Source organism: Nitrospirota bacterium, from assembly GCA_030645475.1.
In the GTDB taxonomy this organism is placed as follows: domain Bacteria; phylum Nitrospirota; class Nitrospiria; order Nitrospirales; family Nitrospiraceae; genus Palsa-1315.
In genome coordinates this window covers 40,322-54,806 of the sequence record JAUSMA010000032.1, presented here as the reverse complement: position 1 = coordinate 54,806, position 14,485 = coordinate 40,322, and the positions used below count along the sequence as shown (strand labels likewise).

Here is a 14,485-nt window from a genome sequence, read left to right as displayed (position 1 = left end):
AGAAGGAGATTTGCATGGATAAGCGGCAGCATCCCCGGTTCCCCGCCAGGTTTCACAGTTCCTTTACTTCTGTCGCAGTGGTCAGCGGAGAGGGCGAAGTGGTCGATCTTTCGCAGCGAGGCTGCTGCGTGGTCTGCAAGACCGCCGTGCATCCGGGAGGCACGATCACGCTCCGCGTCCATGTTCTGCCGGATGAGCCTTCGATCACCATTCAGGAAGCGGTCGTGCGGTGGACGCGCGAGGGTCGATTCGGAGTCGAATTCGTGTCCTTAATCCCTGAAGAATGGACTCGTTTGCAGCATGCCGTGACGCAGTTGGAACTACACCCCTACCAGCGACCGGCTGACGAGACATCCGACGTGGCGTAAGGGCCCTCGGCCATGCGCTGCCCGATCGTCAGCCCCCTCGCGATTCACGGCGCAGGGCATCAGCCGTTTCGACGAAACCCATAGAGCAAGGTGATGTTGATCCGCCGGCAGAGGTACTCGTCCTTGAAGGCGATCTCGTCCGTTTCGTGGAAGAGGTCCGAGTTGAAGACGATTGCGCGATTGGTGCGATAGGGGACCTTCACCGTTTGCGCGCCCATCTGCTTGAGCCAGGCGAGAATCTTCGGTTTGTTCTTGTCGCTGTTATATTCCTGAAAATTCCAGTCTCGTGGCGCTTCCTTGTCGTACACGACCAACCCGCCCGTCTCCTGATTGAGGTTGGCCTCGTCGGGCGTAATCCAGAAATTCACATTGACCGCTGCGGCGTCGGCATGGATGTTGAGTCCGCGTCTGGTGCTGTCATGTTTGAAGGCCCAGGCCTGGGTGAGCCGGTGCTGCTTGAAGATGCGGGGAAACTTCAACCGCAGCTCTTCGGCAATTTGGAGGAGCAGGGGCGAGGCGAATCCATCGCCCAGAAACGCCCCGATATAGCCATTCTCGTAATCCTTCTTCCAGACGGTGGACTCCCAACAAAAACGGCGCAGGGCGTCTAATGCTTCGTGATTCAGCAGCCCGTCGATATAGGTGACCTCCGGTTGCTGAGCCAGATAGCGAGATTCCACGGCCTCGACGTTCAAGTCGGGATGGAGTGCGCCACCCGGGAGATATGGATTCGGAGCGCGATACAGGAGCCGATTGAACGAGGCCGCAACCGGCGCGAGCGTGTGTGGGGCGATGGGAATTCGATTGCCAGGATCGGGGCGGCGGCGCAATTCGCCGTCGAGTTGTTGGAGCGCCTGAAAGTAGGGACGATGCTCGTCATGTAGAAGTTGTCGCTGGAACAGATACCGAATTTGTTCAAGATCATGGGTGATGCGTGAGCGATAGACGAAGGAGTCGGTCACGGGCTTGGCATGATCATGTTTGGCCGTCGCCGCTCGTTGGAGGCAATCGACGGCCTTCTCATGTTCTCCTGCCCAGGACCAGGCGATGCCGAGATTGTAGAGGGCCTTCAGATAGCCAGGCATGATCGTAAGCGCCCTTGTGAATGACGCAATCGCCTCGTCCAGCGATCCGGTTTCCATCAAGGCCAGACCCAGATTGTTGAGTGCTTCGACATGGGTCGGCTTCAAGTGAATAGCCTGACGATAGGAGGTGCGCGCCCGTTCCATTTCGCCCTGTTCCTTGAAGGCGGCGCCGAGATTGTTATGGGTGTCGGCATGGGACGGATTGACGGTCAGGGCTTGTTGGTAGGCCTCAATGGATTCAGGGAGCGCACCGCGGTCTTTGAGCACATTGCCCAGGTTGATCCAGGCTTCAAGATGCCGTGGGTTCAATGTGACAGCCTGCCGGTAGGCGCGGATGGCTTCGTCAGGACGAGCCGCTTTTTGGGCCACGACGCCAAGGTTAAATGAATAGAGTGGCGAGGCGGGAGCCTGTTCGATGGCGCGGGAGATGGTGGTGATGGCCTCGTCGAATCGATTGAGTCGGTAGAGCAAGAGGCCGAGATAGTGTAATGCGTCCGGATGGTTCGGGGCTAAGTCGAGGGCCCGCCGATAGGAGCCTTCTGCCTCCTGGAGTCGGCCTCCTTGCAGATGCGCGGCGCCTTCGTTCAGCAAGGCGCGAATGGCTGAGGCCTCCGGCGCTCGACCGACATGGGCCTGTGGGGTCTCTTGGGGGCGACCTTTGACTGGTTTCATGATGAGGTTGGGTCTGTGTTCCTCAGGGTCTGATGCAGTGAGGGTATACGAATATCGGGGCAATGGTCAAAGGGATGGTGCCCAGCAGAATGCGGGGGAAGGCCGTCCTCCTACGATGTACTCAATCTTGTTCCTTTGGCTCAAACAACAACCAGATCAGCCAGACAGATCAGTGTGATAGCGTCACCTCATTCCTCTCGGAGGAGCCCCATTCGTCGCCAGGGATATCCTGGCCAACCTGTCGTTGATGGGGTGTTCCGTCATGTCCGATCGAAAGACCCTCTTCGGTAATGATTTCTGTGTGAATGTGCTGCTTCCCAAGCATTCGCAGGATCTGTCCGTTGAGCTTGGCAAGATTAAATGGGGCAAGGGTCATGAGTTCTGGGTGGAGTTTCTTCGTCTGCCCCTGGAAGCAAGGCAACGGCTGAATAGCATGCTGCGAACTGAACTCATCAAATTTTTGAAGACCCATTCCGGGAAAAGAGAATTTCCTGAACTGCTCAGTCGGAATAGCTAAATGTCAGGTCGTGCGTGAAGTATTCTCAGTCTCTCGTGTCATTTCAGCTCTTTCGATCCAGTCATGGCATTCTTCCACTTCTGTCCATCAAAGGACGGCTATTCTCTAAGCCATCTGAACCTCATCGCTTTCCGCCGAAGCGGCCCGATAGGCATCCCTCATTCGCGGTATTGCTGAATCTGGAAAGTGATTATATCCTGACGCCGGTTCGCCGTAGACAATGGTTTTGGTCAGGTCTGAGGGCGTATGTCTCCGTCAATCGATCCACTAGCGCAACGTTTCTGTCGTTTCGGCATCACAATGTGAGCGCCGGACTTAGAAGGTCGAAGAAATGAGTCGTATGGGTGCCTATTGGGCGATGCTGATGGTTGCTTTGCTCGCCGGATGTGGCTCGGGTGGCGATGGGACAAGTGCGAGCACGTCGCAGAAAGCTACGGCTGGTGAAGTGGCTCAGGCGCTTCCTCTGCTGAGACTCTCGACAGACAGTGGTGCCGATGTCACGTCCAAAGAGGTGTATCTGCCAGGCAGCTATATCTTGAGAGATGAGCATGGTCAGGTACTGCTTTCGGGAGCCATGGAGATAAAAGGTCGTGGCAACTTTACCTGGGGTCTGCCTAAAAAACCGTATCACATTAAGTTAGCCACGAGCAGCTCTTTACTCGGAATGCCTGCGAACAGGCATTGGGTGTTGCTGGCTAACTATGTGGATAAGACACTGTTTCGAAACGATATCACCTTTCAACTCAGCCGCTCAGTGAGGATGGAGTACACTCCGAGGTCGAAATTCGTGGATGTGGAAGTAAATGGGGTCTACCTAGGTGTGTATCAGTTGACTGAACATGTCCGGATCGCTCCTGATCGGGTCAATATTCCGGAACTGAAAGCCGGGGATACGGCTGCCAATCTCATTACAGGTGGTTATTTGATTGAGGTTGATGCAACGCGGGGTGAAGCGTTTTGCTTTGACTCGTCAAGGTCTGGGATGACGTTTTGCCTGAAGAATCCGGAGAAGCTTCTCGAGGCTGGCTGGGAAGATAAGCGCGCCTACATTGAGACGTATATTGCACAGACTGAGGACGCAATCTTTTCTGCAGATTTTTCCGATCCTGTCGTAGGGTATGCGGCCTATCTCGACGTGGACTCGGCGATCAACTATTACTTGATTAATGAACTGGTCAAGAATGTTGACGGAGATCTTCGTCGCAGTACATTTTTATATAAAAAGCGTGATGGTAAGTTGACCTTTGGCCCGGTGTGGGATTTTGATATTGCCATTGGAAATGCCGAGGGCCGTGGCGCAGAGACAAATGGTTGGCGCATTCGGGGAGCCCCATGGTTCGATCGGATGTTTCAAGATCCGGCCTTTGAGGCGCAGGTCAAGGTGAAATGGGCGCAACTTAAAGCCACGGGACAGCTTAATGACGTGTTCACCTATATCGATCGTCAATCACTCTATTTGAGTAAAGTGCAGGAGAGGAATTTTGAGACCTGGGATATTCTGAGGATTTTTGTATGGCCTAGTCCCATAGCGCCGGGTACGTATGCCGGTGAAGTAGCCTACATGAAAGATTGGTTGAGGGATCGTATCGCATGGATGGATGCTGAGTTCTCACGGTAGTCGCCTTGGTTGGAAGCATGTTCCCCCCGTACGTCATCTGTACACTTTCGAGAGGCTGTTACATCCGGGGCAGGAAAGACCATTTGTGGGGTAGCAGGGTAGCCCCGCTTGCCGGCCGGCGTGTTCTGTCCTGATGGTTTGTGAAGCGGCACGCCTCTCTCACTGAAAGCCTACCTCTCACGCCGTATGTTAGCCATACAAGCCATTTACCCTGTTTGGTTTGTCTTTCTCTAATCCTGTGAAACATTTCGCGAGCTAGAAGAGCCGTTCTTTGTTCATCATTGAGCGCTCAGATTGTCATGAGGTTCCGTGTTCCTGGGATGGTATACTTATTTCCCATGCCAGTTGCCGAATAGAATGCGTAGTTTGGCTTTACGATGATCGACCCCACGCCTGATAGTGAAATCTCCCTGTCTTTCGATAATCAGCGAGCCGTGCTGTCGCCCTGGGGTGCTTCATTGCGGCGGTACTTTACGGTGGAAGCCGACGGGGGCGAGACCGACATTCTCTGGGGCTATTCAGGCGGTAGGAACAAGAAGGGCGGTCAGGGAGATGTATTAATCCCATTTCCTGGGCGCGTCGCTGAGGGACGCTATTCCTTCGACGGACAGGCGTTGCAACTCGATAGGAACGACAAAGAAGGGCCGAATGCGATCCACGGGTTTGTCCGGACCCTGCCGTGGAAGACGACCCAGGTTGAGTTGGGCTGCGCCTCCTTCGAAATCTGCCTTGATGCTGAGTCGTATGGCCGTCGAGGCTACCCATTTTCACTCAACATTCGTGTCACCTATACGTTGGATTGTCAGGGTTTGTCTTGTACATTTGTCGTGCAGAACGTGGGGCGTCAGGCGGCGCCTATCGGGGTCGGGTTTCACCCCTATTTTACCGTAGGCACGTCGCGTATCGATGAGGCCGAAGCGAAGATTCCTGGTGCAGGGTATCTGGAATTTAATGAACGGCTCGCACCGACCGGCACCATCGTTTCTGCGGCGGGAACAGAATGGGATTATCGTAACTATCGCCCGATCGGCAATCGCCGGTTCAATCATTGTTATGTCCATCTCGAACGCGATGCGGAGGGAATGGCCACGGTCTCCCTGCGCCATGGGGAAAACGGTCGCGTCATTGAGATCGTCATGGATCGCTCGTTTTCGGCTGTCGTGGTCTACACCGGCGATGCCATTGCCGAGGCTCCGCGGCGTGCCTGTGCCATCGAACCGATGACGTGCGCCACGGATGCCTTCAATCACCCCGAATGGGGCTTGAAACGGCTGGCTCCTGACGAAATATTCTCAGGGCATTACAGCGTTAGATACCGTTAGTATGCGGGGCCTTTCATCGAGACCGTACCTGTTTCCGCACTAGAATCTCACGGCGCACCATTTCATGGTAAGCCCTAGCGAGTCGACGTTGTGGCTGCATGTCGAGGCCGGATAGTATTGCGCGGGAAGTAACTGCGTAATGCCGCTGTAGCCGTGAGGAGGTTTGGAGGTGAATCGATGACCGAGGGCAAGAACAACTCGAACCCTCCTCAGCCGGCTGAGTTGGTTGTGAGTGCTGAACGGCATCAACGGCTCCATGACATCGTGCTGTACGTCAAGGCCCTCCATCATTGTATCGATCCGGACATGTACCGCATTTCACTCGAAAAGTTGAAGGAGTTGGAATGGTGTGTCGAAGGGGTCGAGTTTGAATCTGAAGGATGTCACGAACATCTTGGGTTCACCATGAAGGTGTCCTGGGAGGATCTGTGGTTTCTGGAAGCCGTTGTCAGAGCGGCGGATACTTATTCGCATAGAGCATCTACTGGCTGGCGGGTTGAGGGGATTACCGACCAGGGGTATGACGATTTGTTGAAATGGCTGGCACGATCGGAGGACCAGTTGTTCCGATCGAAGGTCAAAACATGACCGATCCCCTTTTCTTCTTCCTTGAACTGAGGTAGTCTCCTGGGGTCCTTTCTTTAATGATCGAGGATGAATTCTATGATGATACGATATGCTCACATTGGTCGTATGGCGCTCCTCATGGGCTCCGTACTCTTTGTTGTCGGCTGTGCCGCTCCGTCAACCGCCCCGTCTGGCAGTCATGGCAAGCAGTTCACGACCATGTGGGAGGAAATTTACGGGCGGCTCAAACCGGAAATCGACAGCGGCAATATTTCCGTCGAACGTGGTGAGGTCACTCTGGCAAGTCCTTCTGTCACGACCGACCAGGCGGGCACCAACTCCGATGGCGTGGGGTTGTCTTCATCTGCCGCAGCCGTCGGTACGCCCGTACCAGGCGCGGCATCGCGTGAGTTTATCCGCATTCGATTGACCGATCGTGTGCTCTTCGACTCGGGAGACGATCAGATCAAAGCTGACGGGGTCAATGTGCTGAGCAGGCTCGGCCGTATTTTAGCTGGGGAAAAGGGGCTTGAAATCGTCATCCAGGGTTATACGGACAATGCGTCTATCCGCGAGCGCCTCCGCTCAAAATTTTCTGACAACATGGCGCTGTCTCAGGCCAGAGCGGCGAACGCCTCGCAGATACTCCGGAGCAACGGTGTGGCCCCTGAGAGCCTGCGGCTGGAGTGGTTTGGCGAGAGCCGTCCCATCAGTAGCAACGACTCCGAGGAGGGGCGACGGCGAAACCGGCGTGTCGAAATCATGATTACCCCGAAGTAACGGTATGGGGCAGAGACCTGTGCTGCGGCGTTTATCCGGGGTCTGTTTTCTTGGTGCCTATTTGATAGCGGGACTCTCCTGCCCCTCCCTCGTCGATGCGCATGAGAAGAGTCTCCTTGTCGCTCAACCACCCGCTCCGCTGACTAACCAGACGCCACAGGACATGACGTTGTCGTGGCTTCGCAAGGGGCAGGCATTGAGGGCCAGTGGCGATCTCCGCGCCGGGATCGAGGCATTTCGCCGGGCCATCGCGCTTCAGCCCCGTCATGCCGAGGCCCATTACCTCTTGGGGGTGGCTCTCGAAGAGGCCTACGATGTGGATGGGGCCCTCGCAGAATTCGAAACGGTCGCCGAACTTGTTCCGAACCATATCAACGGTCAATTTCGGTTGGGTGTTCTGTACGGGCAACGTGGCGAACACGACGGCGCTATTCGTGCGTTCAGTGCGGTGTTACGATCCAATCCTGAACATCTGCTTGCCCGTTTCAATATCGCATTAGCGTTTCGCAAGACCGGCGATGACCTATGGGCCAAGCGTCACCTGGAACTCGTCGTGAAACAGAACCCTCGCCATAGCGGCGCGCACACGAGTCTGGGCAATATTTATTACGCCGGTGGTGACATCGCGCAGGCCATCGCGGAGTATCGGACCGCATTGGCCGGCGAACCTGGCTATGTACGGGCCCGCCGAAACCTGGCTGTGGCGCTCAAACAACAAGGCGACCTGCCTGGAGCCATTGCCGAGTATCGAGCCGCGATCGGTTTGCAGACCGCGGACCCGGCGTTGCATATCGAGTATGCCGAGACCCTCTTGGCGGGTGGAGAGACAACCGCTGCCGCGGCCGCCTACCAGCAGGCTCTTGTCCTCTTGCCCCAGACACGCGATCAGTCAGACCTCCGCAGCCGAATCACGCTTCAACTGCAGCAACTCACACCGTAACGCGATGTCGTGGGGCTCCTGCATGCCGGACGTAGGGTTTCTGCCTGCGCATCCGTGCGGCCGTGGGTCTCACAATGGTGGGGCCAAGGCCACGATACGGAACCGCACTTCATCCACCAGGGTATCGGCGGTCGTCCGTTCTCCCGTGAATAACCCACAGTGGTAGAGGCCCGCGGTCCATCCTGTTTTTGGCGGGGGCAACATGAAATAGCCGGATTGGTCGTTCATGGTCGTCATGACACGGTCTTGTGCGAGGGCGCGTTGAGTTTCCGTCATCTCGGATGTTTCCGCCACACAGCGTGCGGTGAGAGGCACGGCATCGAATGAAGCCGAGACCAGCCCAAACACCAGGTAGATGTCTTGTTGTGTGGTGGGAAAGCTATCGCCAGGGCTCAGCGGAATAAACTCATGAGCGCCGGTGGGAAAATCGTCCCGCACGATTTTCCCGGCCGGGATGACGAAGCGAAACCAACTGAAGTCGGCATCTCTCCCCATGAGCGACCCCCCGGTGTCCAGCGGTTGTTGCGGTTGAAATCGTGCGGCGGCTCTCGCATAGAGTTCTTCCTCCGGAGAGACGGTGGAAGGTGCAGGCTCCACGGCTACGGCGCGGTCTGCCGCTTCGTGATCCGCCAGCTTGGCCAACTCCGGAACATGGGGCCGCACCTTCTCGAGCCACCGGGAAATTTTTTTCTTATCGAGGACACGGGTGTCCGCTGGAAGCTGCACGTTCTTGTTGGCCTGTTCAAACTCGATGGCTGCGTCGTAAAGAGTCTGAAAATGGACGAATGCATTTTCCCATTGCTCCAGCTCGACGAGACATTGACCCATTCGAAAGACCGTATCCACATAGTCTTCTTCGCTGGGATCGAGGTTGGAGACCTTTCCAAATACCGTCAGCGCATCCTTGCACCGGCCAAGCTGCATCAGAGTCAGGCCGAGTTGATGATTGGCTAAGGGATCGTTGGGATTCAGGGCGAGCAGCCTTCGGTAGATCGGCTCGGCCTCCTGAAATTGGCCTGTCGAAAAGAGTCTCCATGCCTCTGCGCGGATAGAAGCCCATTCCTTGCGCTGGGCGCCGGTCATGTCTTTGGTAAGCACCGGATCGAAACGGCGGCCTCGATCGATGGAGGTGCCACGGATTTGTGAGAGCAGATTCCTGGCCGGGAGCTCGAGCGGAGAACCGGGAGGGACCTTGTGCAGCACATATTGCACGTCCGCCTCTGCGCCGTCATAGTCCAATACGTCAAACCGCGCGCGGGCCAACGTCAAACGCCAGCCGAGCATATCGGGAACGAGTGCCACGGCTTTCTTATACGATTCGAGCGATTGCTCAAGGCGATCCAGCTTCCGGAGTTCTTGTGCGAGCCGCAAATGGACCAAAGGATTCAGCACGTCGACTTCTGCAATGCGTATTAATTCGGCGATGGACTCCTCACTCTGCCCTGACCGCGTCAAGATGCTCCACTTGGCCCATCGGACATCCAATGCGGTCGGTGTCTTGGCGAGGACGGTCTCATAGGCTTCAACCGCTTCCTGTGGGCCTCGAGATGTGGCGAGGATATCACCGCGTAATTTTCGGAGCGTGAGCGCGGCAGGGTGTTCGTGAATGCCCCGGTCGAGGATCTCGAGTGCCGCGCTCGTCGTGCCACCTTCCCACACCGTTCTCGCGTGTTCGGCGATCTGCTGCTCCGACGACGGTGGAAAATCCTCAGCAAACAACAATGAGCTCGTCGTCAATGCTAGCGCCAGCGGCATTGCAAGGAGTGTTGCGACGGGGTGAGATCCTGGCTGGATGTCAGTCTTGTGCATGTGGGATGGCAACGATCTATCCATGAATGTGGAGAGGTCTCTTAGTCGATCAGTACTATACCAAGAAAAAATATGAGGGTAAAAGTGACTGTGCCCTGGAGTCTGTCTTTCGTCGCTCGGTGATCCGGCATCGTGACAATCTCTGTGGCCGTGCTACACTCTGGCCCCATGTTTGACGTTATTCTCTATCAACCGGAAATTCCCCCGAACACCGGTAACATCATCCGGCTCTGTGCCAATACGGGCGCGAGGCTGCATCTCGTGAGGCCGCTGGGTTTTACCCTGGAGGATAAGCAATTATTGCGAGCGGGGCTGGACTATCACGAATTTGCCACGCTTACGGTTCATGAAAACTGGGCGGACTGTGTCGAGCAATTGAAGACATGCCGCTTATTTGCGGTTTCGACCAAGGGTACGCAGCAGTATGACTTGGTTGCCTTTCGCGCCGGCGATGCCTTTGTCTTCGGTCCGGAAAGCCGCGGGCTACCGGCTGAGATTCTCGGTTCGGTTGTCGAGGATCAGCGTATCCGCGTACCGATGGTTCCAGGGAACCGGAGCCTCAACCTTTCCAATGCAGTGGCGGTCGTGGTGTACGAAGCCTGGCGGCAGGTGGGATTTGGAATCGAGGCGAAGAGCTGATAGCGAATGGCGTATGGCTTATAGCAAAACAAAGAAAATTCTGCCTGTCTTGCCCCGGCTATCGGCCATACGCCATATGCTATGTGCTCTTCAATCTCGCTCCTAGAGCTCTTCTTCTTTCAGGCACCGTCCGAATCCCTGCTGCTCGGCAAAATAATAAGCATAGTGTGTGGCTGCGAGGTTGGCAATACGTTCTTCCGCCTCCTCCCGTGTGTCCGTGTAGATCACCTGGATGCCATACCTGGCGGTGAGGGCGTCCAGAAAATCCATCAACCCAATCTTATGGTATTGGTTGAGTCGCCCTCCGGCTTTGCGATGCTGGAGCATGCCTTCGATGACGAGGAAGCGAGCTGGGAAGGCGAGGACCTGTTCGAGCTCACGGAGAAACGGTGTGCGGTTGTGCGAAGGGTTGGAGAAGACGGTATAGAGTTCTTCGACGCCGATGCGTTTGATGCAGAGCAGTTCTGGGACTTCAGCAATGGCATAGCCGCTGACTGGTAAGGTCTCTCGCATGGTTCCGGCGATACGCACGAAGCCATGAAAGTCGTAGGGCTGGAACTCGCGAGGGTCGACGTAGAGATGAATGGCCGGCACCATGAGTTTCGGTTGACCTTGCTGAGACAGCAGCATGATCAGTGATTGTGGCCCGCGTGGACCTTGGTCGGATCGTGAGGTCTGTTGCGCGCGTGGTGGGGTAGAGCTGTACGATCCGGAAGAGGAGCTTGCCGTTGGAGCGGGGCGTGTTGCCGGCTTTTGGGAGGCCGAGGCTTGCGTCTTGGCATCGTAGTTGGCGCGTGCGGCCTGATCGCTGAGCGTTTGATAGGCCTGGTTGATCAGTTGGGTTCTGGCTTCCGCTTTCCGATGTAAGGCCGGCGCATGGCCAAATCGATCCGGATGCCAGACCTGGATCTGTTCAAGCCATGCCTTCTTGATCTCCGTCTCCGTTGCGGTGGGGAGCAGTTCCAGCAATGTGTAGTAGTTGACAAGTCGCTCTTCCGGCATCGATCGCTCCTGTTCAAGGTGACGGAGTGTAACGGAGTCATAGTCTGAGATCTAGCCCGAACCCAGTAAGGTGAGCCTGCGGTGAAATCGCTTGGCCGAATGCTGCGATGCTGGCAGGATATCGTACAGGTGTGAGGCTCTATCCGGTGACATTGTCTAACTATTCGCAAGGCCGTGACAATAATTTCAACCTGCTTCGTATCGTGGCGGCGTTTGCCGTGCTGGTTACCCACAGTTTTGCCTTGGCGATCGGGACTGGGGCTGCCGAGCCGTTCCGAGACAGTCTTGGCATGACCATGGGCACGATTGCGGTTGACGTGTTTTTCGTGACGAGCGGCTTTCTCGTCACGGGCAGCCTATTGACGAGGCAGAATGCGCGCGAATTTCTCTGGGCCAGATTCTTGAGAGTCTTTCCGGCTCTGCTGGTCATGTTGCTCCTGACCGTGTTCGGGCTCGGTCCCTTCTTGACCTCATGGCCTCTCTCCGCCTATCTCACGGATGCTGGGACCTATGGGTACTTGTTAAAATGCGCCACCCTCGTCAGCGGTGTCTGGTACAACCTGCCGGGAGTCTTTATGGACAACCCGTTCAAAAGCGCCGTCAATGGGTCTCTGTGGTCTCTGCCCTATGAGATCCGCATGTATGCCATCGTCCTGGTGGTCTGGCTGGTCTGTCGGCGAATTCAGAACATCGGCGACAGAGCATTTTCAACAGCGATTGTGTCCGCGACCCTTGCGGCAGGGCTGTTCGTGCTCGTGCGCCACATCGAGGGTCTTCCCGCCGACCAATTCGTCTCACTGTTCTTTATGTTTTTCTCCGGTGCCGCCTGCTTTCTTCTGAAAGAACGGATCGCGCTTTCTCATGGGTGTTTCTGTTTCTGTGCGATTGGACTGCTGGCATCGGCTTTGGTCGGCCCCCGCCTATTCTTTGTCGTCTATCTGCTGACCATTGCCTATTCGGTGTTGTATCTGGCCTACATTCCTGCCGGACCTGTCAGGACCTACAATCGTGTCGGCGACTATTCCTATGGCGTCTATATCTATGCCTTTCCCGTTCAGCAGTCGGTTGTAGTCTTGATTCCTGGAGTTTCGGTTTTGCTGTTGTTCCTCATCTCCGCCTGCATCACCCTCTCACTCGCGGTCCTGTCTTGGCACCTCATTGAGCGGCGGGCGCTTGCGTTCAAGAGGTGCTCCACCCGGTGGAGCGGGATGTCTCAGAGCCTCTGTCCGATCTTCCGGGAATGAATGGTTGCTGAACGGCGTATGCGTTCTAGCCTGCTGACCGATCGTAGGCCGTCGCCTGCGGTTGCCTTGCTCTGTTCAAGAGGAGTCTGCTAGGGTCACGGGTGTGATTGGCCACGAGGCTCAACCCCTGTACGGAGGAGAACTACAATGGGAGAAGTCGAGACAGCCCCTGATGTTGCAGCCAAGGTGATCGAAGATCTGACATCGTTAGAAGTGGATCCGACCAAATGCGAGCGTCTCTATAAGGCCGCGCTGGTTCAATCCAGCTCAGGCGTGACCTATCGCATGTTGGCCAAGATGCTTGAGACCGGCAAGGTGGATCTCGTCCATTACGGGTGTGATTTGGATGCGGACGGCAAACCCGTGACGAAGTGGAAGATCCGGCGCATCCTTGAGCAAGCTCCCGAACGGTTTGACAAAGAGTTCGAGGCCATCAAAAAAAGCATCGTTGACGATGGTGAGCTCGTGCAGGGCGCATGGGTGCATGATATGACCGGCATGGCGGATGTGGCGGCCCAGGGCAAGAGCCTGGAAGAATGGTCGCGGAGCACGACCGCGGAGGCCAAGAAGAAGCCGAGCTAGCGACCAACCGGCTGCCTGGGCGGGTGGCGGAGCCGTCGTCAGAAACGCATAGCTCGGGATTGCGGCGTTGGTGGCGGCGACTCGTTCTGCGCCAACGGTGAAGCCGAGATGACGACCGTCAATCGGCGGTGTGCATTCCGTAGCGACTGCTCAACCTCCTCCGGGGTCTTGCCTCGTGCCAGCAGAAATCCCAGATATCGCGTTCCCTCAGGAAGCGGGACGAGTTCATCGCCAGACTGTGCGGTGATCGTCAGTTCGACAATCCCTGGTATGGCTCTCGCTTCAGTTTGTCCCCGCACGTCGCTCAGCTTGCCACCGTATGGAATAGGAAGCATCATAACTCCCGTCGCATGTTCCTGTCTGGTCAAAGGCGGTAGCGGCATCCGCAGCGCGTGACGGATGATCAGTTCTTCGAGTGACATGCCGGAGGCGAAATCCAGCATACTGGAACAGCGGCCACCGATTGCCCGCGCCGCCATCTCAATAACCCACACGCCGTCGGTATTCACACGAAACTCTCCATGCACCGGCCCTTCCCGTAGTCCCAACGCCTGCGCCGTTCGCGCCGCACAGTCGAAAATCTGTTGCTGGATCTCAGCCGGAAGGCGCGAAGGGGTCACATAGATCGTCTCTTCGAAAAAAGGGCCATCGAGCGGGTCGGGTTTGTCGAAGAGCGCCAACGGTTGCAATGTGCCGTTCGTGAGTAACCCCTCCAATGCCACTTCGCATCCAGGTACAAAATCCTCGGCGAGGATCCAACGGGCCTGCTCGTCGCGCGCAACCCACCCCAAGTTGGTGAGGAGTGCGCCGACACGGTGGAAGGCCATACAAAACTCTTCCTCATCGTTCGCACGAATGACCCCACAACTGGCGGAGAGGATCAACGGTTTCAGGACGCAGGGATAGTCAACCTGTTTTGCGAGCGCCCGTGGATCACCATTGAGGGGGTAGACGCGGTGGTGGGGCACGGGAATGCCCTGCCTGGATAGTCGCTCCCGCATCTCGCGCTTATTGCTGGTGGCAGTGACGGAGGCAATAGAATTGTGGGGGAGCCCCAGGGCTTCTGCGATAACTGCGGCAACGACGGCGGTTCTGTCGTCGACGCCGATCACCGCATCGATCGGGTGCTGTCTGGCGAATTCGACGACGGTGTGTGTGGCTGCTTCTGGATGATACAGGTCGAGCAGCAAGACGTCGCCAGAGGCGATCGGAAAGCCTTCGGGAACCCGCTCCATGCCCACGGTCACTGAGACGGGCACCAGGCGGGCCGCTTCGAGGAATGCCTCTGCCCGGTAGGTCGTGGCCGGCAGAAGGAAGAGCAGTCTCGGCATGATATCTGT

Annotated in this window: 14 protein-coding genes; 10 read left to right on the top strand and 4 right to left on the bottom strand. The window is 56.5% G+C overall.

Features of this window, described 5'->3' with window-relative positions:
• The first annotated feature begins 14 nt into the window (after positions 1-14).
• Positions 15-368: a PilZ domain-containing protein gene (locus Q7U76_07830; GenBank protein MDO8356281.1), complete on the top strand. Its 354-nt coding sequence runs from the start codon at positions 15-17 to the stop codon at positions 366-368.
• Between the two features lie 59 nt (positions 369-427).
• Here Q7U76_07830 and Q7U76_07825 read toward each other — a convergent pair whose 3' ends face one another.
• Entirely contained in the window at positions 428-2,125 is a 1,698-nt protein-coding gene (locus Q7U76_07825; protein MDO8356280.1) for a tetratricopeptide repeat protein, read from the bottom strand.
• A gap of 262 nt (positions 2,126-2,387) precedes the next feature.
• Between Q7U76_07825 and Q7U76_07820 the strand changes: the two genes are divergently transcribed.
• From Q7U76_07820 to Q7U76_07795, 6 genes are all read left to right on the top strand, one after another.
• Positions 2,388-2,642: a hypothetical protein gene (locus tag Q7U76_07820; GenBank protein MDO8356279.1), complete on the top strand. Its 255-nt coding sequence runs from the start codon at positions 2,388-2,390 to the stop codon at positions 2,640-2,642.
• Between the two features lie 340 nt (positions 2,643-2,982).
• Positions 2,983-4,260 carry a CotH kinase family protein gene (locus Q7U76_07815; GenBank protein MDO8356278.1) on the top strand — a complete coding sequence of 426 codons (1,278 nt, stop codon included), beginning with the start codon at positions 2,983-2,985 and terminating at the stop codon, positions 4,258-4,260.
• Between the two features lie 377 nt (positions 4,261-4,637).
• Positions 4,638-5,582 carry a hypothetical protein gene (locus tag Q7U76_07810; protein MDO8356277.1) on the top strand — a complete coding sequence of 315 codons (945 nt, stop codon included), beginning with the start codon at positions 4,638-4,640 and terminating at the stop codon, positions 5,580-5,582.
• 177 nt (positions 5,583-5,759) lie between these two features.
• Positions 5,760-6,170, top strand: coding sequence for a hypothetical protein (locus Q7U76_07805; protein ID MDO8356276.1), 411 nt, complete (start codon positions 5,760-5,762; stop codon positions 6,168-6,170).
• A gap of 75 nt (positions 6,171-6,245) precedes the next feature.
• Positions 6,246-6,929, top strand: a complete 684-nt coding sequence (locus Q7U76_07800) for an OmpA family protein (GenBank protein MDO8356275.1) — start codon at positions 6,246-6,248, stop codon at positions 6,927-6,929.
• Between the two features lie 4 nt (positions 6,930-6,933).
• Positions 6,934-7,869 carry a tetratricopeptide repeat protein gene (locus Q7U76_07795; protein MDO8356274.1) on the top strand — a complete coding sequence of 312 codons (936 nt, stop codon included), beginning with the start codon at positions 6,934-6,936 and terminating at the stop codon, positions 7,867-7,869.
• Between the two features lie 69 nt (positions 7,870-7,938).
• Here the strand turns inward: Q7U76_07795 and Q7U76_07790 are convergent, their stop codons facing one another.
• Positions 7,939-9,624 (bottom strand): tetratricopeptide repeat protein, encoded by a 1,686-nt coding sequence (locus Q7U76_07790; protein MDO8356273.1) that lies wholly within the window; start codon positions 9,622-9,624, stop codon positions 7,939-7,941.
• 222 nt (positions 9,625-9,846) lie between these two features.
• On the opposite strand from Q7U76_07790, the gene trmL reads away from it, so the two are divergent.
• Positions 9,847-10,317, top strand: coding sequence for a tRNA (uridine(34)/cytosine(34)/5-carboxymethylaminomethyluridine(34)-2'-O)-methyltransferase TrmL (trmL, locus tag Q7U76_07785; GenBank protein ID MDO8356272.1), 471 nt, complete (start codon positions 9,847-9,849; stop codon positions 10,315-10,317).
• Positions 10,318-10,419: 102 nt separating this feature from the next.
• Here trmL and Q7U76_07780 read toward each other — a convergent pair whose 3' ends face one another.
• A complete protein-coding gene (locus Q7U76_07780; protein ID MDO8356271.1) occupies positions 10,420-11,319 on the bottom strand; it encodes a DnaJ domain-containing protein in 900 nt (299 codons plus the stop codon).
• Between the two features lie 107 nt (positions 11,320-11,426).
• Here Q7U76_07780 and Q7U76_07775 point away from each other — a divergent pair, with 107 nt between their 5' ends.
• Positions 11,427-12,563, top strand: coding sequence for an acyltransferase (locus tag Q7U76_07775; protein MDO8356270.1), 1,137 nt, complete (start codon positions 11,427-11,429; stop codon positions 12,561-12,563).
• Between the two features lie 147 nt (positions 12,564-12,710).
• Positions 12,711-13,145 carry a hypothetical protein gene (locus Q7U76_07770; GenBank protein ID MDO8356269.1) on the top strand — a complete coding sequence of 145 codons (435 nt, stop codon included), beginning with the start codon at positions 12,711-12,713 and terminating at the stop codon, positions 13,143-13,145.
• 38 nt (positions 13,146-13,183) lie between these two features.
• Here Q7U76_07770 and Q7U76_07765 read toward each other — a convergent pair whose 3' ends face one another.
• A complete protein-coding gene (locus Q7U76_07765; protein ID MDO8356268.1) occupies positions 13,184-14,476 on the bottom strand; it encodes an ATP-grasp domain-containing protein in 1,293 nt (430 codons plus the stop codon).
• Positions 14,477-14,485: the final 9 nt, after the last annotated feature.